19 protein-coding genes are annotated in these 18710 nt (G+C 61.1%); 12 read left to right on the top strand and 7 right to left on the bottom strand.

The features are described from left to right. Positions 1-8: 8 nt before the first annotated feature. Both ACFPWW_RS09865 and ACFPWW_RS09860 read left to right on the top strand, forming a co-directional pair. A complete protein-coding gene (locus ACFPWW_RS09865) occupies positions 9-254 on the top strand; it encodes a DUF4160 domain-containing protein (protein ID WP_377311516.1) in 246 nt (81 codons plus the stop codon). Continuing rightward, complete coding sequence (locus ACFPWW_RS09860; RefSeq protein ID WP_112563339.1) at positions 235-483, top strand: DUF2442 domain-containing protein; 249 nt, start codon at positions 235-237, stop codon at positions 481-483. The genes ACFPWW_RS09865 and ACFPWW_RS09860 overlap by 20 nt, the downstream gene beginning before the upstream one ends. On the opposite strand, the gene ACFPWW_RS09855 is transcribed toward ACFPWW_RS09860, so the two are convergent. Next, positions 484-2133, bottom strand: a complete 1650-nt coding sequence (locus ACFPWW_RS09855; protein WP_377311515.1) for an alpha-glucosidase family protein — start codon at positions 2131-2133, stop codon at positions 484-486. A 371-nt stretch (positions 2134-2504) separates the two neighbouring features. On the opposite strand from ACFPWW_RS09855, the gene ACFPWW_RS09850 reads away from it, so the two are divergent. From ACFPWW_RS09850 to ACFPWW_RS09830, 5 genes are read left to right on the top strand one after another with little or no spacing between them, the layout of a single operon-like run. Then, on the top strand, positions 2505-4085 hold the full coding sequence (locus ACFPWW_RS09850) for a peptide ABC transporter substrate-binding protein (protein ID WP_377311514.1): 1581 nt from the start codon (positions 2505-2507) through the stop codon (positions 4083-4085). A 48-nt stretch (positions 4086-4133) separates the two neighbouring features. After that, the gene (locus ACFPWW_RS09845) at positions 4134-5057 is read left to right on the top strand and encodes an ABC transporter permease subunit (RefSeq protein ID WP_112563345.1); all 924 of its coding nucleotides are present in this window, start codon (positions 4134-4136) and stop codon (positions 5055-5057) included. Next, positions 5054-5971 (top strand): ABC transporter permease subunit, encoded by a 918-nt coding sequence (locus tag ACFPWW_RS09840; protein ID WP_112563347.1) that lies wholly within the window; start codon positions 5054-5056, stop codon positions 5969-5971. Before ACFPWW_RS09845 ends, ACFPWW_RS09840 begins: the two co-directional genes overlap by 4 nt. A 1-nt stretch (position 5972) precedes the next feature. Continuing rightward, positions 5973-6980, top strand: coding sequence for an ABC transporter ATP-binding protein (locus tag ACFPWW_RS09835; RefSeq protein WP_377311513.1), 1008 nt, complete (start codon positions 5973-5975; stop codon positions 6978-6980). After that, positions 6973-7959 carry an ABC transporter ATP-binding protein gene (locus tag ACFPWW_RS09830; RefSeq protein ID WP_112563351.1) on the top strand — a complete coding sequence of 329 codons (987 nt, stop codon included), beginning with the start codon at positions 6973-6975 and terminating at the stop codon, positions 7957-7959. The genes ACFPWW_RS09835 and ACFPWW_RS09830 overlap by 8 nt, the downstream gene beginning before the upstream one ends. 34 nt (positions 7960-7993) lie before the next feature. On the opposite strand, the gene ACFPWW_RS09825 is transcribed toward ACFPWW_RS09830, so the two are convergent. After that, a complete protein-coding gene (locus ACFPWW_RS09825; protein WP_377311512.1) occupies positions 7994-8512 on the bottom strand; it encodes a hypothetical protein in 519 nt (172 codons plus the stop codon). A 316-nt stretch (positions 8513-8828) separates the two neighbouring features. Here ACFPWW_RS09825 and ACFPWW_RS09820 point away from each other — a divergent pair, with 316 nt between their 5' ends. Beyond that, positions 8829-9740: a sugar kinase gene (locus tag ACFPWW_RS09820; protein ID WP_113412203.1), complete on the top strand. Its 912-nt coding sequence runs from the start codon at positions 8829-8831 to the stop codon at positions 9738-9740. Positions 9741-9829: 89 nt separating this feature from the next. On the opposite strand, the gene ACFPWW_RS09815 is transcribed toward ACFPWW_RS09820, so the two are convergent. After that, complete coding sequence (locus ACFPWW_RS09815) at positions 9830-10021, bottom strand: DUF2735 domain-containing protein (protein WP_112563355.1); 192 nt, start codon at positions 10019-10021, stop codon at positions 9830-9832. Between the two features lie 428 nt (positions 10022-10449). Here ACFPWW_RS09815 and ACFPWW_RS09810 point away from each other — a divergent pair, with 428 nt between their 5' ends. Both ACFPWW_RS09810 and ACFPWW_RS09805 read left to right on the top strand, forming a co-directional pair. Beyond that, positions 10450-11490 (top strand): glutamine synthetase beta-grasp domain-containing protein, encoded by a 1041-nt coding sequence (locus ACFPWW_RS09810; protein WP_112703981.1) that lies wholly within the window; start codon positions 10450-10452, stop codon positions 11488-11490. Positions 11491-11731: 241 nt separating this feature from the next. After that, a complete protein-coding gene (locus tag ACFPWW_RS09805; RefSeq protein WP_377311511.1) occupies positions 11732-12913 on the top strand; it encodes a glycosyltransferase family 4 protein in 1182 nt (393 codons plus the stop codon). A 3-nt stretch (positions 12914-12916) separates the two neighbouring features. Here ACFPWW_RS09805 and ACFPWW_RS09800 read toward each other — a convergent pair whose 3' ends face one another. Further along, positions 12917-13930, bottom strand: coding sequence for an alpha/beta hydrolase (locus tag ACFPWW_RS09800; RefSeq protein ID WP_377311510.1), 1014 nt, complete (start codon positions 13928-13930; stop codon positions 12917-12919). A 165-nt stretch (positions 13931-14095) separates the two neighbouring features. On the opposite strand from ACFPWW_RS09800, the gene ACFPWW_RS09795 reads away from it, so the two are divergent. Continuing rightward, positions 14096-14539 (top strand): MarR family winged helix-turn-helix transcriptional regulator, encoded by a 444-nt coding sequence (locus tag ACFPWW_RS09795; protein ID WP_377311509.1) that lies wholly within the window; start codon positions 14096-14098, stop codon positions 14537-14539. 52 nt (positions 14540-14591) lie between these two features. Here ACFPWW_RS09795 and der read toward each other — a convergent pair whose 3' ends face one another. From der to ACFPWW_RS09780, 3 genes are all read right to left on the bottom strand, one after another. After that, positions 14592-16016 carry a ribosome biogenesis GTPase Der gene (der, locus tag ACFPWW_RS09790; RefSeq protein WP_112563364.1) on the bottom strand — a complete coding sequence of 475 codons (1425 nt, stop codon included), beginning with the start codon at positions 16014-16016 and terminating at the stop codon, positions 14592-14594. A 15-nt stretch (positions 16017-16031) separates the two neighbouring features. Next, entirely contained in the window at positions 16032-16715 is a 684-nt protein-coding gene (locus ACFPWW_RS09785) for a tetratricopeptide repeat protein (RefSeq protein WP_112703986.1), read from the bottom strand. A gap of 102 nt (positions 16716-16817) precedes the next feature. Next, on the bottom strand, positions 16818-17414 hold the full coding sequence (locus ACFPWW_RS09780; RefSeq protein ID WP_377311508.1) for an NnrU family protein: 597 nt from the start codon (positions 17412-17414) through the stop codon (positions 16818-16820). Positions 17415-17542: 128 nt separating this feature from the next. On the opposite strand from ACFPWW_RS09780, the gene ACFPWW_RS09775 reads away from it, so the two are divergent. Further along, the gene (locus tag ACFPWW_RS09775) at positions 17543-18532 is read left to right on the top strand and encodes a polysaccharide deacetylase (RefSeq protein WP_377311557.1); all 990 of its coding nucleotides are present in this window, start codon (positions 17543-17545) and stop codon (positions 18530-18532) included. Positions 18533-18710: the final 178 nt, after the last annotated feature.

The raw sequence follows: 18710 nt of genomic DNA, 5'->3' as shown, positions 1-18710 counted from the left end.
AGTACCCGATGCCATTGGTCTTCACGTTCGGAAACCTGAAGTTCTTTTTCTATTCAAACGAGGGCGATCCTCGCGAGCCAATCCATATTCATGTTAGCGGCCCGAACGGCGAAGCTAAGGTCTGGATACAGCCCGCAATCGGCATTGCCGACAGCAAAGGCTTCAATCCACGCGAACTTGCTGTTATCATTCGGGAAGTCATCAAGAACCAATCCGCCATCGAAAGGGCGTGGGATGAACATTTCCGCAACTGATGTGACTTTCGATGAAAATACGATGTGGGTCGCGCTCGATGACGGGCGCACTCTGGGCGTACCGTTGGCATGGTTTCCGCGCCTGTTGAATGCGACGCCGGAACAGCTTCGCACTGTCGAGATCAGCTCGATGGGCCTTCACTGGACTGATCTTGACGAAGATATCTCGATCAATGGCCTATTGGCCGGACGCGGCGATCAGACGGTCAAGCGCCCTACCGCCGCCTGATCACCGAACTCTCGCGCAAAAAGCATCCAGTGCCGAGAGTCTAACGACATCATTGTCGGCTGCCGCCTGGAAGCCAGGCATCGCCAGAGCAGCAACGAGCTTAATCCCGGCGGGAAAGCGAAACTCTGCAGGCTCACGCGTCAGGTTAAAAACGAAAAGTAGCTTCTCGTCATCTTTCTCGCGAACAAACGCTAGCAGATCCTTATTGGTGCCGACGAATTCCATGCTGCCGTCGAGCAGCGCGGGCTGGCTTTTGCGGAATTCCAGCGTGCGCCGGTAGTGGTGCAGAACCGAACTGTCGCTGTTTTCCTGCGTATCGACGGAAAGTGCCGCCTGTTCATAAGGCACCGGCAGCCAGCTCTTCTCTGCGCTGGTGAACCCTGCATGCGCCTTGCCGGCCTCCCAGGGCATCGGCGTGCGGCATCCGTCGCGGCCCTTGAAGGCCGGCCAGAAGCGGATGCCGTAGGGGTCGCGCAGGTCCTCGAAGGCAAGCTCCGCCTCCGGCAACCCCAGTTCCTCGCCCTGATAGAGGCAGATCGAACCGCGCAGGGCCGCAAGCACCGAAATCGCCAGCTTGGCGATCACCGGCCGCTCCTCCTCCGTCAGCGCGAAACGGCTGACGTGGCGGTTGACGTCGTGGTTGGAGAAAGCCCAGCAGACCCAGCCGTCCCTGACCATACGCTGGAAGCTCTCGACGCAGTTGCGGATATGGGCGGCCGTGAAGTCCGGGCCGAGCAGATCGAACGTGTAGCACATGTGCAGCTTGTCGCCGCCGCTCGTATAGGCAGCCACCGTCTTCAGCGAACGCGCGCCGTCCCCCACTTCGCCGACGGTCGTGCGCCCTTCGTACTGATCGAGCAGAGCCCGGAAACGCCGGAGGAATTCAAGGTTCTCCGGCTGCGTCTTGTCGTAGAGATGGTTCTGCATGCCGTAGGGATTGCTGTCGGGCGCATCGAGGCCGGCCTGATCCGGATCGGACACATGCGGCGGATTGTCCCGGAGCAGCCTGTCGCAGAAGTAATAGTTCACCGTATCGAGCCGGAAGCCGTCGACGCCGCGGTCGAGCCAGAATTTCACCGTCTTCAGCAGCGCATCCTGAACCGGCTTGCTGTGGAAGTTCAGGTCCGGCTGCGATGTCAGGAAGTTGTGCTGGTAATATTGCCGGCGCACGCCGTCCCATTCCCAGCCCGGCCCGCCGAAGATCGACAGCCAGTTGTTCGGCGCCGTTCCATCGGGCTTCGGATCGGCCCAGACGTACCAGTCGGCCCTGTCGTTCGCGCGGCTGGAGCGGCTCTCGATAAACCACGGATGCCGGTCGGACGTGTGGGAAATCACCTGATCGATGATGACCTTGATGCCGAGCCTGTGCGCCTCGGCCATCATCTCGTCGAAATCGTCGAGCGTGCCGAAAATCGGGTCGACGTCGCAATAGTCCGAGACGTCGTAGCCCATGTCGGCCATCGGCGATTTGAAGAAGGGAGAGAGCCAGATCGCGTCGACGCCGAGGCTTGCAATATGGGAGAGCCGCCGGGTTATCCCCTTGAGATCGCCGAGCCCGTCTCCGTCAGTGTCCTGAAACGAGCGCGGATAGACCTGATAGATCACCGCGCCGCGCCACCAATCCGCATTCCCGCCCGTCTGCAATGCCATTGCCCGCCGCCTCCTGCGTCATTTTGCCCGCAACACTTAAAGCATGTCGCGCAAGACCGTGCAGCGGTTTTGCGATCACAACATGCCGGACAAGACTTAAAGCGTGGCGCGCGAATCCGGAAGATCGCTTCACGTTTTAAACCAGTTCAGCAAAAACAATGCTGGCGGCATGGCCGGCCGCAAAGAGAGGCCGTCGCGATCCGGCAAAGGGGAGACGCTTATAGGCTTGTCCACACCCTAATGCTACCCACCGGTTTAGGGGTTGCAACGCCAAACCTTTGCGTTAAGGTGCCGTTGACCTGCACGTAACAGGTCCAACCGGGAACAAATGACTAAAGAAAAGGCGAAAAGCCTAGAAAGGTGGACAAACTATGTCCTTTTTTACGAAAAAATTTCTCGCGTCCGCAATGGTTGGCTCATTGCTCGCATTTTCGGCCCACGCGGCCACAATCAACATCCATAATGGTGGCGACCCCACCTCGCTGGATCCGCAAAAACTCTCCGGCGACTGGGAAAACCGTATTGCCGGCGATATCTTCGAAGGCCTCGTCACCGAAGACGCCAAGGACAACCCGATTCCGGGCCAGGCCGAAAGCTGGACCATTTCCCCGGACGGCAAGGTCTACACGTTCAAACTGCGCGACGGCATCAAGTGGTCGGACGGCCAGCCGGTGACGGCAGGCGATTTCGTCTTCGCCTTCCAGCGCCTGATCGACCCGAAGAACGCTGCCGACTATGCCTATCTGCAGTTCACCATCAAGAACGCGGAAAAGATCAACAAGGGCGAGATCACCGATCTCAACGAGCTCGGCGTCAAGGCGATCGACGACAAGACGCTCGAAATCACCCTTGAAAACCCGACCCCCTATTTCATCAACGCGCTCATGCACTACACGGCCTATCCGCTGCCGAAGCATGTCGTCGAGGCCAAGGGTCAGGACTGGGTCAAGATCGGCAACATCGTCACCAACGGCCCGTACAAGCCGGTCGAGTGGGTGCCGGGTTCGCACGTCACGACTGTCAAGAACGACCAGTATTACGGCGCCAAGGATGTGAAGATCGACGGCGCGAAGTTCTTCGTGCTTGAAGACCAGGAAGCCGCGCTGAAGCGCTACCGCGCCGGCGAATTCGACATCATGACCGACTTCCCAACCGACCAGTATGAATGGATGAAGAAAAACCTGCCGGGTCAGGCGCACGTGTCTCCGTTTCTTGCCAGCTATTATTATGTCGTAAACGCCCAGAAACCGCCCTTCAACGACAAGCGCGTGCGCCAGGCTCTTTCGATGGCGGTCAACCGTGAGGTAATCGGTCCGAAAATCCTCGGCACGCAAGAACCACCAGCCTATTCTTGGGTTCCGCCGGGCACGGCAAACTATGGCGAACCAGCGTACGTTTCCTGGAAGGATCTTCCTTACAAGGACAAAGTCGAAGAAGCCAAGAAACTGTTGAAGGAAGCCGGTTTCGGCCCGGACCACCCGCTAAAGGCGCAGCTCCGTTATAACACCAACGATAACCACAAGCGTGTTGCGGTTGCGATCGCCTCTATGTGGAAGCCACTCGGCGTCGAAGTTGAACTCTATAACGCCGAAACTAAAGTGCATTACGACGAAATGCAGCGCGGTCAGGTAGAAATCGGTCGAGCCGGCTGGATCGCCGATTACAACGATCCGGATAACTTCCTGAATCTGCTTACAACTGGCGTATCGATGAATTACGGTCGCTGGAGCAATGCCGATTACGACAAGCTGGTCAAAGAAGGAAACGCCGAAAGAGACATCGGCAAGCGCGCTGAAATTTTGAAGAAAGCCGAACAGTTGGCTCTCGACGATAGCGCTGCCATTCCGCTTTACTACTACGTCTCAAAGAATGTCGTCTCGCCGAAGGTCGAAGGCTTCGTCGACAATATTCAGGACATCCACCGCACGCGCTGGCTGTCCATCAAGGAATAAGGATGAAAGGCTCTTCCCGGCTGGTCCGGGAAGAGCCGCTCCACGACCATGATCAAATACGCCCTCCGTCGATTGCTGTCGACGATCCCCGTCCTGTGGATCGCCGTCACAGCCTGCTTTTTCGTTTTGCGCCTTGCCCCCGGCGGCCCCTTCGATGGCGAAAGGCCATTGCCGCCGGTGATCCTGAAAAATCTTGCGGCCCACTACAATCTGGATAAGCCGCTCGTCCAGCAGTACCTGATCTATGTCGGCGACCTGCTGAAAGGCGACCTCGGCCCCTCCTTCGCGAGCGAGGACTTCACTGTCGCCCAGCAGATCATGATCGGTCTGCCCTATACGTTCACCATCGGTACGGCTGCCTTCCTGATCGCCATCATCGTCGGCGTGGCCGTCGGCTGTCTTGGGGCGCTCTATCAGAACAAGGCGCCGGACTATATTCTGAGTGCTCTCATTCTGGTGGGCGTCGTCCTTCCGAACTTCCTGATCGCCCCGATCATGCAGCTGATCTTCGGCATCCGCCTCGCCTGGTTTCCGGTCGGCGGCTGGGGTGACGGCTCGATCAAGTTCCTCGTCCTGCCGATCGTCGTTCTGGCGCTGCCGCATGCCGGCCGCATCTCGCGCATCACCCGCGGCTCGATGATCGAGGTGATGAACCAGAACTTCATCCGCACCGCCAAGGCCAAGGGCATCGGCCCGCGCCTGACGGTCATGCGCCATGCGCTGAAACCCGCCATGATGCCCGTCGTCTCCTATCTGGGTCCGGCGGCAAGTTATCTTCTCACCGGCTCGCTGGTCGTCGAGAGCATCTTCGGATTGCCCGGCATCGGCCGCTATTTCGTCAACGCGGCGCTGAACCGCGATTACGGCATGGTTCTCGGTACGGTCATCTTCTACATGGTGCTGATCGTCTTCCTGAACCTTCTGGTCGATATCGCCTACGCCTGGCTGGACCCGAAAGTGAGAAACAGATGATCCTCAATCCCGCAAAAAGAGAGCTGCTTGCAGCCGAATTGCTGGAAGCCGAAGGCCTGTCTCCGGAAGGCCGCTCGCTGACCAGGGATGCGCTGCGCCGCCTCTCGCGCAACAAGGCTGCGGTCGTATCGATCGGCGTTCTGGTTCTCCTGATCCTTGCCGCCTTCCTCGGCCCGAATTTCATTCCCTTCAACTACGAGGACCCGGATTGGGCCGCCTTCCGCACGCCCCCGTCCTTCGAAAGCGGCCATTATTTCGGCACCGACCCGAACGGCCGCGACCTGCTTGCCCGCGTGCTCTACGGCACCCGCATCTCGCTCGCCGTGGCGCTGACCGCAACCCTCGTCTCGGTCGTCATCGGCGTGCTCTATGGCGCGATCTCGGGCTATATCGGCGGCAGGCTGGACTCCATCATGATGCGCTTCGTCGATATCATGTATGCGCTTCCCTACATCCTCTTCGTCATCCTGCTGATGGTGATCTTCGGCCGCAACGTCTACCTGCTCTTTGCGGCGATCGGCGCGCTCGAATGGCTGACCATGGCCCGCATCGTGCGCGGCCAGACCCTGTCGCTCAAGCACCGCGAATTCGTGGAAGCGGCCCGCGCCTCCGGTCAGAAGCCGTTCAAGATCATCACCAAGCACATCATCCCGAACCTCGTCGGCCCCGTCGTCATCTTCGCGGCGCTGACAGTGCCGGAGATCATCGCAACCGAAAGCTTCCTCTCCTACCTCGGCTTCGGCGTGCAGGAACCGCTGACCTCGCTCGGCACCCTGATCGCCGAAGGCACCGATGCCATGGAAAGCATGCCCTGGCTGCTGATCTTCCCGGCAAGCTTCCTCGTGGCCCTGCTGCTCAGTCTGCTCTTCATCGGCGACGGGCTGCGCGATGCGTTCGACCCGAAGGATCGATAGGATGAATCAAGAAAAACAGAACGATACCCTTCTCGAACTGAAGGACTACTCGATCACCTTCGAGACCCCCGAGGGTCAGGTGACGGCGGTCTCGAACATGAACCTCACGGTTCGCCGCGGCGAGCGCATCGCCATCGTCGGCGAATCCGGCTCCGGCAAGAGCCAGACCTTCCTCGGCATCATGGGCCTGCTTGCCAAGAACGGCAAAACCAGCGGCCAGGCCCTGCTCGAAGGCAAGGACGTGCTGGCGCTGAAGCCGCGCGAACTCGACCAAGTCCGCGGCAAGGACATGGCCATGGTCTTCCAGGACCCGATGACGGCGCTGAACCCGTCTCTGAGGATTTCCCGGCAGCTGACGGAACAGCTTGAGATCCACCGCGGCTTCACGGCGAAAGCAGCCTCGGCCACGGCGCTCGACATGCTGAAGCGCGTCGGCATCCCTGACCCGACGCGGCGCTTCAACCTCTATCCGCACGAGCTTTCGGGCGGCATGCGCCAGCGCATCGTCATTGCCATGGCGCTGCTCACCAAACCGAAGCTCCTGATCGCCGACGAGCCGACGACCGCGCTCGACGTGACGATCCAGGCGCAGATCCTCGACCTGTTCAACGACCTGACGGCCGAGATGAACACGGCGCTCGTCATGATCACCCACGACCTCGGCGTCGTGGCCGGTCTCGCCGACAAGGTCGCCGTCATGTATGCCGGCCGCATTGTCGAGGAAGCCCCGGTTGACGAACTCTTCGAAAACCCGGCCCATCCCTATACGGCGGCCCTGCACGCCTCGATCCCGCGCCCGGACCAGGATGTCGACGACCTCGTCGTCATCCCCGGCCGGCCGCCGAACCTGCAGCACCTGCCGAAGGGCTGCAATTTCTCGCCGCGCTGCTCGCAGGTTCAGGACGATTGCATCGACCGCCCGCCGCAGCTTCAACCGCAGGCCGCAAACCACTGTGCCGCCTGCTTCCACCCCTTCCCCCGCCGCGAGGAGTTGCTCGTCAATGGCTGATCGCTCGCTTCTGAGGGTCGAGAACCTGACGACCCAGTTCGAGATCCCCTCGAAATCGCTCTTCAAGCCGCCGGTCATGCTGACGGCCGTCAACAATGTCAGCTTCGATCTCGCCGAAGGCCGCACGCTCGGCATCGTCGGCGAATCCGGCTGCGGAAAATCCACGCTCGGCCGCTCCATCCTGCGGCTCCTGAAGTCGCAGAAGGGCCGCATCCTCTGGCAGGGCCGCAACCTGCTCGACCTGTCGGACGAAGAAATGCGTGCCGCCCGCCGCGACATGCAGATCATCTTCCAGGATCCGATCGCCTCGCTCGATCCGCGCATGACGGTCGGCGACATCATCGCCGAGCCGCTCACCGTCTTCGAACCGAAGCTGACCAAGGCCCAGCGGCTCGAGCGCGTGCGCGAGATCATGGCCGCCGTCGGCCTCGTGCCGGAAATGATCAACCGCTATCCGCACGAATTTTCGGGCGGTCAGGCGCAGCGCATCGGCATTGCCCGCGCCGTCGTCACCAAGCCGAAGCTCATCATCTGCGACGAACCGGTTTCGGCCCTCGACGTGTCGATCCAGGGCCAGGTCATCACGCTGCTGCGCAAGCTGCGCAAGGAGTTCGGCCTGACACTGATCTTCATCAGCCACGATCTCTCCGTCGTGCGCCTGATCTCGGACGACGTGCTGGTTCTCTATCTCGGCAAGGTGGTCGAGGCCGGCGATTGCGCCACGGTCTTCGAACATCCGGCCCATCCCTACACGCAGGCGCTGTTTTCGGCCGCTCCGATCCCCGATCCGAAGCTCGCGCGCCTGCGCAGCCGCATCCGCCTGCAGGGAGACCCGCCCTCGCCGCTCAACCCGCCGAAGGGCTGTGTCTTCTCGCCGCGCTGCTGGAAGGCGACGGATATCTGCCGCACCGAAATGCCGCCGACGGAACTGGTCCGTCCCGGCCAGACGGCCGCCTGCTATCATATGGACCGGCCTTAGTATCGCTTCGCCAATCCTCCCCTGGAGGATTGGCTCACGCGGCCTCCAGCTCTCTCAGCTTCTTGATGATGTGGTCGCCAAGTTGCCGAGTGGTTTTCGGCGATCCGGTGCCGTTCAGCAAATCGACCTGAATATCAGCCGCAATCTTTCTGAGGATAGGCTTGGCGACCGGTTCGGTTACCCCATCTGTTAAAACCTCTATCGACCCATTTTCGTATTGTCTGATCAAATGTGGACCAAACATCGCCCGAGCAATGACGACCATCTCGCTGAGTGGTCGGACAAGCCGCTCCTCTGGCGGTCGGTAGGTTGGGAAGATCAGTTTGCCGGTTGACTGACGCATCAATGCCCGAGCTTCATTAACCGGCTTATCCATCAGGATTTCGATAGCAAGCTCGTCGGTGTTGATACGCAAAACAACGACACGATCGACTTGGTCGAATGTCTGCTGATTGAAGCTGACATGGGTGCTCGATGTAATCGTCTTGACAGAAATTCTTTCACCTTCAGCGCTGACAACATCATAGCCGCGCTGGTTCACCTCGGTGGCCATTTGCCCGTATGTAAACATCGCGGTGTAAAGTTCACCGATCCGACCGGTCAGATGATTGAGCTCAGCTGCGGGGCACTCCCCATGAAAGCTCTTTCTGGAACCATTCGAGTGCTTGTCCCAACGACTGTATGATCTGAAATTGCCTTAATGCCATACCCACCCCCGGTTATTACGATCATCACTCCGGGCAGTTAAGGAAGAGTTCCGGTGGGATGCCTGGGTGCAGCCTGCTTAGGCCACTTGTGGTAACTCGCCGCTTGTCTCCTCCCGCCTCTTCGCGTATCCGCAAAGACGGAAAAAATCCGGGAGGATGGCTTTGAGCGGACGGTTTCTGTCGATCGGCGAATGCATGGTGGAACTCTCGCAGGCGGGTGAGGGCCTGCTGCGCAAAGGCTTTGCCGGCGATACTTTCAACACCGCGTGGTACGCCCGTGCCTGCCTGCCTGCCGCCTGGTCGGTCGATTATTTTACCGCGCTCGGCGATGATCCGATGTCCGACGAAATGGTCGCCTTCATGGGCAAGGCCAGCATCGGCACGGGCCTCATCCGGCGCATCAAGGGCAAGACGCCCGGCCTCTATATGATTAACCTGAGGGACGGCGAGCGCTCCTTCAGCTATTGGCGCGACAGCTCGGCCGCCCGCAGCCTCGCCGCCGACCCCGACCGGCTGCGCGAAGCGGTGGAAAGCGCCGATGTCGTCTATTTCTCCGGCATCACGCTCGCCATCCTCTCCCACGACGATGCCGAAACGTTGCTGGCCGAAATCCGCCGCGCCAAGGCCGTCGGCAAATTCGTCGTCTTCGACCCGAACATCCGTCCCCGCCTCTGGTCGAGCTACGACGTCATGCACACGACGATCAGCGAAGGCGGCCGCGCCTCCTCGCTGGTCATGCCGAGCTTCGACGACGAGGTTGCCCATTTCGGCGACGCCTCCATCGAGGCCACGATCGAGCGCTATCGCGCGCTCGGCGCCGCCCATGTCGTCGTCAAGAACGGCGCGGAGGGCGCGACACTGAGCTTCGCCAGCGAGAAAGTCCACGTGCCGGCCGAAAAGGTCAAAAAGGTCGTCGATACGACGAGCGCCGGCGACAGTTTCAACGGCGCGTTCCTTGCACATTATCTGGAAAACCGGGACGCCCCGGCAGCCGCCCGCTTCGGGGCCAAAATCGCCGCCCGCGTCGTCAGCGAGCATGGCGCGCTCGTGCCGAAGGAAAAGCTCGGCCTCTGACATCGTCGTTGAAGCCTGCGCATGTCGCTTGTCGCGCGGCCACGCGCAGGCTCGCCCCCGCCTAAGCGGTCATTGATCGTCGAGCCGCATCAGGAATTGGGCTTCTTGTCTTCGGCACGCACGGCTTCGTCGTGATACCAGCAGCTGTCGAGTGCGGCATCGCACACATCGGCAGCCTCTCGCTCCATCGTGCGAAAACGCTCGAAGCGGCTTCGGGCCTGAACGGCCTTGATGGGAAACTGGTAGATCGTCGCGGATTCGCGATGGAAACCGATTGCCATGAGATAGCCTTTCTTCAGCTCGGCCTATCAACATTCACGGTCTGTATAGTAGCACAATGCACATAGTTTATGCAAACTGCACAAAATAACGGCAATGTCGCAATAATAAACGATCGCCGCAACATTTCCTGATTAAGCTTGCGCTGATTTGTCCAAAACTTCATCCATCCCGCTCAACGCCGGAATTTTCATCTGGTTCCAACGCGAAAAATGCCCGTCGCAAAGCGGGATAGGCGCGCGCCGGACGGTCTCGGCCACCGGCCGCAGCCGCTGCCAAACGGCACCCGCGAGGTGATTCGTAAATTTTTTGTGTCACTCGCGCGATCTGGCACGCTACGTGCTTTACTTTAGGCATCCCCTGGCGGGTGGCCGCACCCTTGCGTCTACTGCCTCAGGATTTGCTCACGTTCGCAGCAGAGAGAGTAGCGATGACAAAGTATAAGCTCGAGTACATTTGGCTCGATGGGTACACTCCGGTACCGAACCTGCGTGGCAAGACGCAGATCAAGGAATTCGATGATTTCCCGACGCTCGAACAGCTCCCGCTCTGGGGCTTCGACGGTTCATCGACGATGCAGGCCGAAGGCCGCAGCTCCGACTGCGTGCTGAAGCCCGTCGCACTCTATCCCGATCCGGCCCGTACGAACGGCGTCCTGGTCATGTGCGAAGTCATGATGCCGGATGGCGTCACGCCGCATGAATCCAACAAGCGCGCCACGATCCTCGACGACGAGGATGCATGGTTCGGCTTCGAGCAGGAATATTTCTTCTACGAAAACGGCCGTCCGCTCGGCTTCCCGGAAAGCGGCTACCCGGCTCCGCAGGGTCCCTACTACACCGGCGTCGGCTTCAAGAACGTCGGTTCGGTTGCCCGCGAAATCGTCGAAGAACACCTCGACCTGTGCCTGGCCGCCGGCATCAACCACGAAGGCATCAATGCCGAAGTGGCCAAGGGCCAGTGGGAATTCCAGATTTTCGGCAAGGGCTCCAAGAAGGCCGCCGACCAGATCTGGATGGCACGCTACCTGCTCCTGCGCCTGTGCGAAAAGTACGGCATCGACATCGAGTTCCACTGCAAGCCGCTCGGCGACACGGACTGGAACGGCTCGGGCATGCACTGCAACTTCTCGACCAAGTTCATGCGCGAAGTCGGCGGCAAGGCCTATTTCGAAGCGCTGATGGCGCAGTTCGACAAGAACCTGCAGGCCCATATCGACGTTTACGGCCCGGACAACCACATGCGCCTGACCGGCAAGCACGAAACGGCTCCGTGGAACAAGTTCTCCTACGGCGTTGCTGACCGTGGCGCCTCGATCCGCGTTCCGCACTCCTTCATCAAGAACGATTACAGGGGCTATCTCGAAGACCGCCGCCCGAACTCCCAGGGCGACCCCTACCAGATCGCTTCGCAGGTTCTGAAGACGATCTCGGAAGTCCCGACGTCCGGCTTCGCTTCGGCCGCAGCCTGAGTTTCATAGCGGCGCCGGCCTCCCCGCCGGCGCCGCTGCTTTTTTGCCCCTCGGCTCTCTGCCCGTCGTTCCGACATAATTGCCGGCCTCGCCTGCCGTAAGTTCCTGTATATGCTCATACAGGGCTGTAATATTTCCATCATGCACTTCCGCCAGAATAGGCACGCGGGAATCGCCATTCCGGAACCCCGCCAGGGGTTGTGCGTTGCCAGAACCATGCGACGCTGATGGAAATGGAAGCATGCTGCAACGTCCGTCAAATTCATATAGCGGCGAAAGCTGGGCTCGTGCCGCAGCCGCCGGCGCCATGCCGGAACGGCTGGTGATCGTGACGGACGCCTGGCATCCGCAGGTCAACGGCGTTGTCCGCTCGATCGAGAACACCAATCGCGAACTGGCCAGGATGGGCGTCGAAGTCTCGATGGTGACGCCCGAGCGCTTCGCAAGCGTGCCCTGCCCCACCTATCCCGAGATCCGCCTGTCGATCGCCTGGTACAGCCGCGTTGCCCGCGAGATCGAAAAGCACAATCCGTCCTACGTCCACATCGCGACGGAAGGCCCGCTCGGCCTGACGGCGCGCCGCTGGTGCATCAGGAAGCGCATGCCCTTCTCCACCAGCTACCACACGCGTTTTCCCGAATATGTCTCGGCCCGCCTGCCGATCCCTGAGAGCTGGCTCTATGCCTTCGTGCGCTGGTTCCACAATGGCGGCGCCGGCTGCATGGTCGCAACCCCGAGCCTTGCCCGCGAACTCTCCGCCCGCGGGCTCAAGAACCTGATGCCCTGGAGCCGCGGCATCGATGCCACGCAATTCCATCCGATGCCCCTCGAAGAAAATCCCTTCGGCCTTCCCCGCCCGATCTTCATGACGGTCGGCCGTGTGGCATTGGAAAAGAACCTGCCGGCCTTCCTCGACCTCGACCTGCCCGGCTCGAAAGTGGTGGTCGGCGACGGCCCTGCGCGTGCCGAACTCGAGGAACGTTATCCCGACGTGCATTTTACCGGCGTGAAATTCGGCGAGGAGCTGGCGAAAGCCTATGCGCAGGCCGATGTCTTCGTCTTTCCGTCGCTGACGGATACGTTCGGCAACACCATCCTGGAGGCTCTGGCCTCGGGCGTGCCGATCGCAGCCTATCCCGTCACCGGCCCGCTGGACATTATCGGCGAGGACAGCCAGGTCGGCGCGCTGGACGAGGACCTGCGGGCGGCCTGCCTCGCGGCTCTGTCGGGCTCGCGGGAGAAGGCGCGCGAGCTTGCCATGCAATACTCGTGGGAAGCGGCGACGCTGCAGTTCATCAACAATATCCGCGCCGCCAATGGCGTCATCACGCCGAAATGGAAGAAGGCATGGCAATATGCCACAAAGTCCCTTCCAAGAAGGAAGCCCGGCGATAGCGCCGGGCCTCTTGCATCCTCCGACTGACCCTTACTTCTGAAGGGCGGCCCGCAGCGTGGTGTTGGCGACCGAGATCGCGCTGCGCACGGCCGGCGTCTCGGCGATTGCGTTCAGCAGCACGAAATCGTGGATCGTGCCGTTGTAACGGATCGAGGTGACCCTCACGCCGGCCTGGGAGAGCTTGCGGGCATAGGCCTCGCCCTCATCGCGCAGCACGTCGTTCTCATCGACGATGACGAGTGCCGGCGGCAGACCGTTCAGCTGTTCGAGCGAAGCCTGCAGCGGCGAAGCGGTCGGTTCCTTGCGCTTGGCTTCGTCGGGCAGATAGGCATCCCAGAACCACTTCATGGCTTCCTTGGTCAGCCAGGGGCCATTGGCGAACTGGTTGTAGGAACCGGTGTCGAAATTGGCGTCGGTGACGGGGTAGAAGAGCACCTGCTGGTCGATGGCCGGACCGCCGCGTTCCTTGGCAAGCAGGGTGACGGCGGCCGTCATGTTGCCGCCGACACTATCGCCGGCAACGGCAAGGCGGCTCGCATCCACGTTGAACTCCTTGGCATGTTCGGCGACATATTTCGTGGCGGCGTAAGCCTGCTCGATGGCAACGGGGTAGCGGGCTTCCGGCGAGCGGTCGTAATCGACGAAGACGACGGCCGCCTTGGCGCCGTTGGCGATTTCGCGCACCAGCCGGTCATGCGTATCGGCATCGCCCAGCACCCAGCCGCCGCCGTGGAAATACATCACCACCGGCAGCGTGCCCTTGGCGCCTTCGGGACGCACGATGCGCAGCTTGACGCTGCCGGTCGGGCCGGCCTTGATGACCTTGTCTTCCTCCTGGGCGGCGAGCTTCTTCACGTCGCCCTTCTGGGCGCCGGCAAGGATGTCGCGGGCATCGGCGGGCGAGAATGTGTAGATCGGCTTGGAGCCTGCCAGGCTATCGATGAATTTCTGCGTTGTCGGTTCCAGCACGGGATCGGCAAACGCTCCAACGGCGGAAGCTGCCAGGATTGCTGCTGCGGAAACTGCGGTCTTGATGCCAGACATTGTCGTATCCTCTTGGGGTTCATTGCGTTCGTCCTGAACACGCCATTTATATCGCACGCGACTGATTATCGCGCGATATAAATGATTGCATAGCTGCCATGCGTTAAAAGCGTATGCGATTATTTATCGCACGATATAATATCTGCGGGTTCTGGAGATTGAGCCATGTCGGACCAGCTGAAACTCGATACGTTCATCTGCTTTGCCGTCTATACGGCAGGCCACGCCTTCAACCGCGTCTACAAGCCCCTGCTCGACGAGCTCAGCCTCACCTACCCGCAATATCTGGCCATGGTCTGTCTCTGGGAAGAAGACGGCCAGACCGTCGGCGGCCTCGGCGAAAAACTGTTCCTGGAATCGAGTACGTTGACCCCCCTCCTCAAGCGCCTGGAAACGGCAGGCTACATCCGCCGCGAACGCAGCAGCAAGGACGAGCGCGTCGTCCTGCTTCGCCTGACGGAGGAAGGCAAACGGCTGCAGGAAAGGGCCGAGACCGTGCCCGGCTGCATCATCGACGCCAGCGGCCGTGATGCGGACCAGCTGGCACGGCTGCAGGCGGAGATCGTCGCCCTGCGGGAAGCACTGAATAGAAGCGCATCTTCAAGCTAGGCATGTCCGGCAGGCCCACCCCGGCTTGCGCAGCCTGCCCCAGGAGGCGGACTTAGGTCCGCTTCTTCCTGCCCTCATAGGGATTGTCAGGCGACCGGTAGTGAATCCGGATCGGCACGCTCGGCATATCGAAATCGGCACGCAAGCCGTTGATCAGATAGCGCGTATAGGATTCCGGCAATGCGTCGGCGCGGGTGCAGGACACCATGAAGGCCGGCGGGCGGGCCTTTACCTGCGTCATGTACTTGAGCTTGATGCGGCGGCCCGAAACGGCCGGTGGCGGGTGCTGCACCTGCTGCTGCTCCAGCCAGCGATTGAGCTTGGCGGTGGAGATGCGCTTGTTCCAGACGCGGTCCGTATCGATGATCGACTGCATCAGCTTGTCGAGACCCCAGCCGGTCTGGCCGGAGATCGGCACGGCGCGGATGCCGCGCGCCTGCGGCAGAAGCCGGTCGGTCTTTTCGCGCAGGTCCGCCAGCACCGCCTGGCGATCCTCGATCATGTCCCATTTGTTGAAGGCGAGAACGGCCGCGCGTCCCTCGCGCAGCACGAGATCGACGATGTGCAGATCCTGCTTCTCGAAAGGGATTGTCGCGTCGAAGACGATGACCACGGTCTCGGCGAAGCGGATGGCGCGCAGCGCATCGGCGACCGAAAGCTTTTCCAGCTTCTCGATTACCTTGGCCTTGCGGCGCATGCCGGCCGTGTCGAACATCTTGATGGTGCGGCCGCGCCATTCCCACTCCACCGAGATGGAATCGCGCGTGATGCCGGCTTCCGGCCCGGTCAGCAGCCGGTCTTCGCCGAGAAAACGGTTGATGAGCGTCGACTTGCCGGCATTCGGGCGACCGACGATCGCCACACGCAGCGGCTTGCTGTCGTCGTAGACGGGCTCTTCGTCATCCTCGTCCTCTTCGCCCGACGCCTGCGGCAGGTCCACGTCGGTAACGGCCACGTCCTCCTTCGGCGGAAAGGCGATATCCTCGCCCACCGCCGCGACGATGGCATCGCGCAGATCGAGCATGCCCTGCCCGTGTTCGGCCGAAATCGGCACGGGTTCGCCGAGCCCGAGCGAAAAGGCGTCGTAGAAACCGCTGTCGGACCCGCGCGCCTCCGACTTGTTGGCGACGAGCACGACGGGTTTGCCGCGGCGGCGCAGCATCTCGCCGAGCGCCGTATCGACCGGCGTCAGCCCGGTCTTGGCATCGACGATGAAGAGCGCCAGATCGGCCTCGTCGATTGCCGCCTCCGTCTGCTGGCGCATGCGGCCCTGCAGGCTCTCATCCGTCACATCCTCGAGGCCTGCCGTATCGACGATCGTAAAACGCAGATCGACAAGCCGCGCTTCGCCCGGCCGGCGGTCGCGCGTCACGCCCGGCGTGTCGTCGACAAGCGCAAGCTTCTTGCCAACCAGGCGGTTGAAAAGCGTCGACTTGCCGACATTCGGGCGACCGACGATGGCGACCGTAAAGCTCATTCTTTTCCCTTAAGCTCAGCCCTGCGCGGCGGGCGCCTTGCCGGATGCGGTGATGAGATCAAGCATCATATGGGCGCGATTGGCAACAGCGCGCGGGCTGTCGACATCGTCGACGATCGATTGGAACCACTGGCGCGCCTGCGCCATGTTGCCGGCCTTGTAGGCGGCAAGGCCAAGCGCCTCGCGCGCCGAATGGCGGAAGGCGTTGCCCGGCACGGCCATTTCCTCGACGGCGGCGGAAACCTGCTCATAGGTGCCGTTCTCGATCAGCAGCCAGCCGGCGCGCATCTTGGCGGCATCCTGCACCGCAGCCGGAACGGACTTGTCCTTGGCAATTTCCTGGAAGGACGAGATGGCGCCGGCATTGTCGCCCTTCTGCGCCAGAACGGTCGCGGCACGCATGCGCGCCAGAACCGGGTATGCGCCGTGGCCTTCCTTCTCGAGCTTCTCGAGCGCGGCCAGCGCCTCGTCCGTCTTGTTCTCGTCGGCCAGCTTCATCGCCGCCAGGAACTGGTCGCCGGCGCCGGAAGACTGGCTGTCGTCCCAATATTCATAGGCAACCTTGCCGACGGTTCCGAGCACGATGAGAACGGCGATAGCAATGATATAGCGGCCGAACCGGCGCCATGCGCCCTTCATCTGGTCGGAACGCAGTTCCTCATTGACTTCACGAATGAAGCTGTCGTCGTTGAATGCCATTCTCGTCTCCGGCCGGGTAGTGCCCATACATAGTGCAAAACGCACATTGTCGGGCCTTCTACTCCATTTTGCGGCCGTTGTAAGGGGGATATCGCAGAATCGTCACGAAGCGAGCATCGGCAGCGGCGCGACGCCGATCAGCCATTCGTGAACGCGCCAGATCATCAGCGCCCAGACGACCGCGCCGATGATGACGGCGTAGAGGTCGTATTTGGCCGAGACGAAGACCGGCAGCGTGATCTCGTCGCGCCGCTGACGCCGCTTCAGCGAGATGCGCATCACCACGCCCCAGGCGAGGAACGCCGCAAACAGCAGCACCGAATAGGCCTCGCCGTTCGACAGGAGATGGGCCAGCGCCCAGATCTTTACCGACAGCACGATCGGATGTTTCGTCTTCGTCTTGATATGACCGGCCGGCAGGAAACCCGCCACCAGACAGATGACAGCGATCAGCATCAGCGTGACGGTCAGATGCGCCATGCCCATGGGCGGATTGTAGAGCAGGCCGATCGGCTCGCTGCGGGCCGCGCCGAAGGCGTAGATCACGAAAACCAGCGTCAGGATGCTCGCGGCCGAATGGATGGCGATCCAGGCCGGCCTGCCGATCCCGTCGATCATCGCCTGCCGGAAGCCCGGCACGACGACGCGGATCAGGTGAACGCCGAGGAAGAGAATGAGGCTGAGGACGAGCAGAGCCATGATGATCTTGTTTTCCCGTTTCTTGGTCAGCCATGGATTACCGGTCCCGGACGAAAAATGAAAGCAAGACCGCAGCTTCGCCGCATTTCTGTAACAGGAAAACCGCAATGCAAATTGTCGCGGTGCCCATGTTTCGTTCGATTTTTCCTGCTTCCCTCGCCTTGTCCCTGATTGTTCCTGTCGCTGCCGGTGCAGCCGACAAGCCGAAACAGCTCGTCATCATCTCCTTCGACGGCGCCCATGATAATGCGCTCTGGCAGAGGAGCCGCGAAATGGCGGCCCGGAACGGCGCACATTTCACCTATTTCCTCTCCTGCACCTTCCTGATGAACGAGGCGGCCAAGAAGGCCTACGAGGCCCCGCACCAGAAGCGCGGAAAATCCAACGTGGGCTTTGCCCAGAGCGACGACGAGATCCGCCAGCGTCTCGGCAATATCTGGCACGCCCATCTGGAAGGCCATGACATTTCCAGCCATGCCTGCGGCCATTTCGACGGCCGCCAGTGGAGCGAGGCGGACTGGTCGGCGGAATACGCAACCTTCAGGACAACGCTGAAGAACGCCTGGAAAAGCGTCGGCCTCGATGAGCCGGCCGGCTGGCAGGATCTCGTCGATCACGGCATAAAGGGTTTTCGCGCGCCCTATCTTTCGACCGGCGGCGGCGCGGATATGATCGCGGCCGAGAAGAAGGCCGGCTTCACCTATGACGCAAGCCTCGTCACGAAAGGACCCGCAATGCCCGTCGAGGAGGACGGCATCCTCCGCTTCGGCCTGCCGCTCATCCCTGAAGGCCCGGCGGAAAAGCCCATCATCGGCATGGACTACAACCTCTTCGTCCGCCATTCCAGAGGCGAGGAGGATGCCGCCGACAGCGCCGCTTTCGAGGAGCGCGCCTACGCCGCCTTCAAGGAAGCCTTCGACAAACAATATGCCGGCAGCCGCATTCCCCTGCAGCTCGGCTTTCATTTCGTGGAAATGAACGGCGGCGCCTATTGGCGCGCGCTCGACAGGCTGGTCAGCGACGTCTGCCACAGGTCGGACGTTGCCTGCGTCAGCTATTCCGAAGCGATCCCGATGATCGAGACGCGCGGCAGGCTGCAGCAGACTTCCGGGTTGTAATGAACCGGCACATTTGAATATCCCCCAATAAAAAAAGCCACCATATCGGTGGCTCAGACCGCTGACAAACCCGTCGATTTTTTCGGCGGGTTTTGTTTTTGAAGGTTTGGTTGTTTCCGGTTTGGCCGTGAGGCAGACGAAGTTGGCGGCCTTTTGCCTTCATGTCATGGCTGGTTTG

The organism is Rhizobium sp. GCM10022189 (genome assembly GCF_042656325.1).
In the GTDB taxonomy this organism is placed as follows: Bacteria; Pseudomonadota; Alphaproteobacteria; order Rhizobiales; family Rhizobiaceae; genus Rhizobium.
Note: the sequence above shows the minus strand (reverse complement) of the source record. Positions and strands in the feature narration are given on the sequence as shown.

Bases quoted from the DNA above. Each gene is read 5' to 3' on its own strand.
- ACFPWW_RS09865 (WP_377311516.1), top strand. From the start codon at position 9: ATGCCATTGGTCTTCACGTTCGGAAACCTGAAGTTCTTTTTCTATTCA.
- ACFPWW_RS09860 (WP_112563339.1), top strand. From the start codon at position 235: ATGAACATTTCCGCAACTGATGTGACTTTCGATGAAAATACGATGTGG.
- ACFPWW_RS09855 (WP_377311515.1), bottom strand. From the start codon at position 2,133: ATGGCATTGCAGACGGGCGGGAATGCGGATTGGTGGCGCGGCGCGGTG.
- ACFPWW_RS09850 (WP_377311514.1), top strand. From the start codon at position 2,505: ATGTCCTTTTTTACGAAAAAATTTCTCGCGTCCGCAATGGTTGGCTCA.
- ACFPWW_RS09845 (WP_112563345.1), top strand. From the start codon at position 4,134: ATGATCAAATACGCCCTCCGTCGATTGCTGTCGACGATCCCCGTCCTG.
- ACFPWW_RS09840 (WP_112563347.1), top strand. From the start codon at position 5,054: ATGATCCTCAATCCCGCAAAAAGAGAGCTGCTTGCAGCCGAATTGCTG.
- ACFPWW_RS09835 (WP_377311513.1), top strand. From the start codon at position 5,973: ATGAATCAAGAAAAACAGAACGATACCCTTCTCGAACTGAAGGACTAC.
- ACFPWW_RS09830 (WP_112563351.1), top strand. From the start codon at position 6,973: ATGGCTGATCGCTCGCTTCTGAGGGTCGAGAACCTGACGACCCAGTTC.
- ACFPWW_RS09825 (WP_377311512.1), bottom strand. From the start codon at position 8,512: ATGGCCACCGAGGTGAACCAGCGCGGCTATGATGTTGTCAGCGCTGAA.
- ACFPWW_RS09815 (WP_112563355.1), bottom strand. From the start codon at position 10,021: ATGGCAATCGGTTTCCATCGCGAATCCGCGACGATCTACCAGTTTCCC.
- ACFPWW_RS09810 (WP_112703981.1), top strand. From the start codon at position 10,450: ATGACAAAGTATAAGCTCGAGTACATTTGGCTCGATGGGTACACTCCG.
- ACFPWW_RS09805 (WP_377311511.1), top strand. From the start codon at position 11,732: ATGCTGCAACGTCCGTCAAATTCATATAGCGGCGAAAGCTGGGCTCGT.
- ACFPWW_RS09800 (WP_377311510.1), bottom strand. From the start codon at position 13,930: ATGTCTGGCATCAAGACCGCAGTTTCCGCAGCAGCAATCCTGGCAGCT.
- ACFPWW_RS09795 (WP_377311509.1), top strand. From the start codon at position 14,096: ATGTCGGACCAGCTGAAACTCGATACGTTCATCTGCTTTGCCGTCTAT.
- der (WP_112563364.1), bottom strand. From the start codon at position 16,016: ATGAGCTTTACGGTCGCCATCGTCGGTCGCCCGAATGTCGGCAAGTCG.
- ACFPWW_RS09785 (WP_112703986.1), bottom strand. From the start codon at position 16,715: ATGGCATTCAACGACGACAGCTTCATTCGTGAAGTCAATGAGGAACTG.
- ACFPWW_RS09780 (WP_377311508.1), bottom strand. From the start codon at position 17,414: ATGGCTCTGCTCGTCCTCAGCCTCATTCTCTTCCTCGGCGTTCACCTG.
- ACFPWW_RS09775 (WP_377311557.1), top strand. From the start codon at position 17,543: ATGTTTCGTTCGATTTTTCCTGCTTCCCTCGCCTTGTCCCTGATTGTT.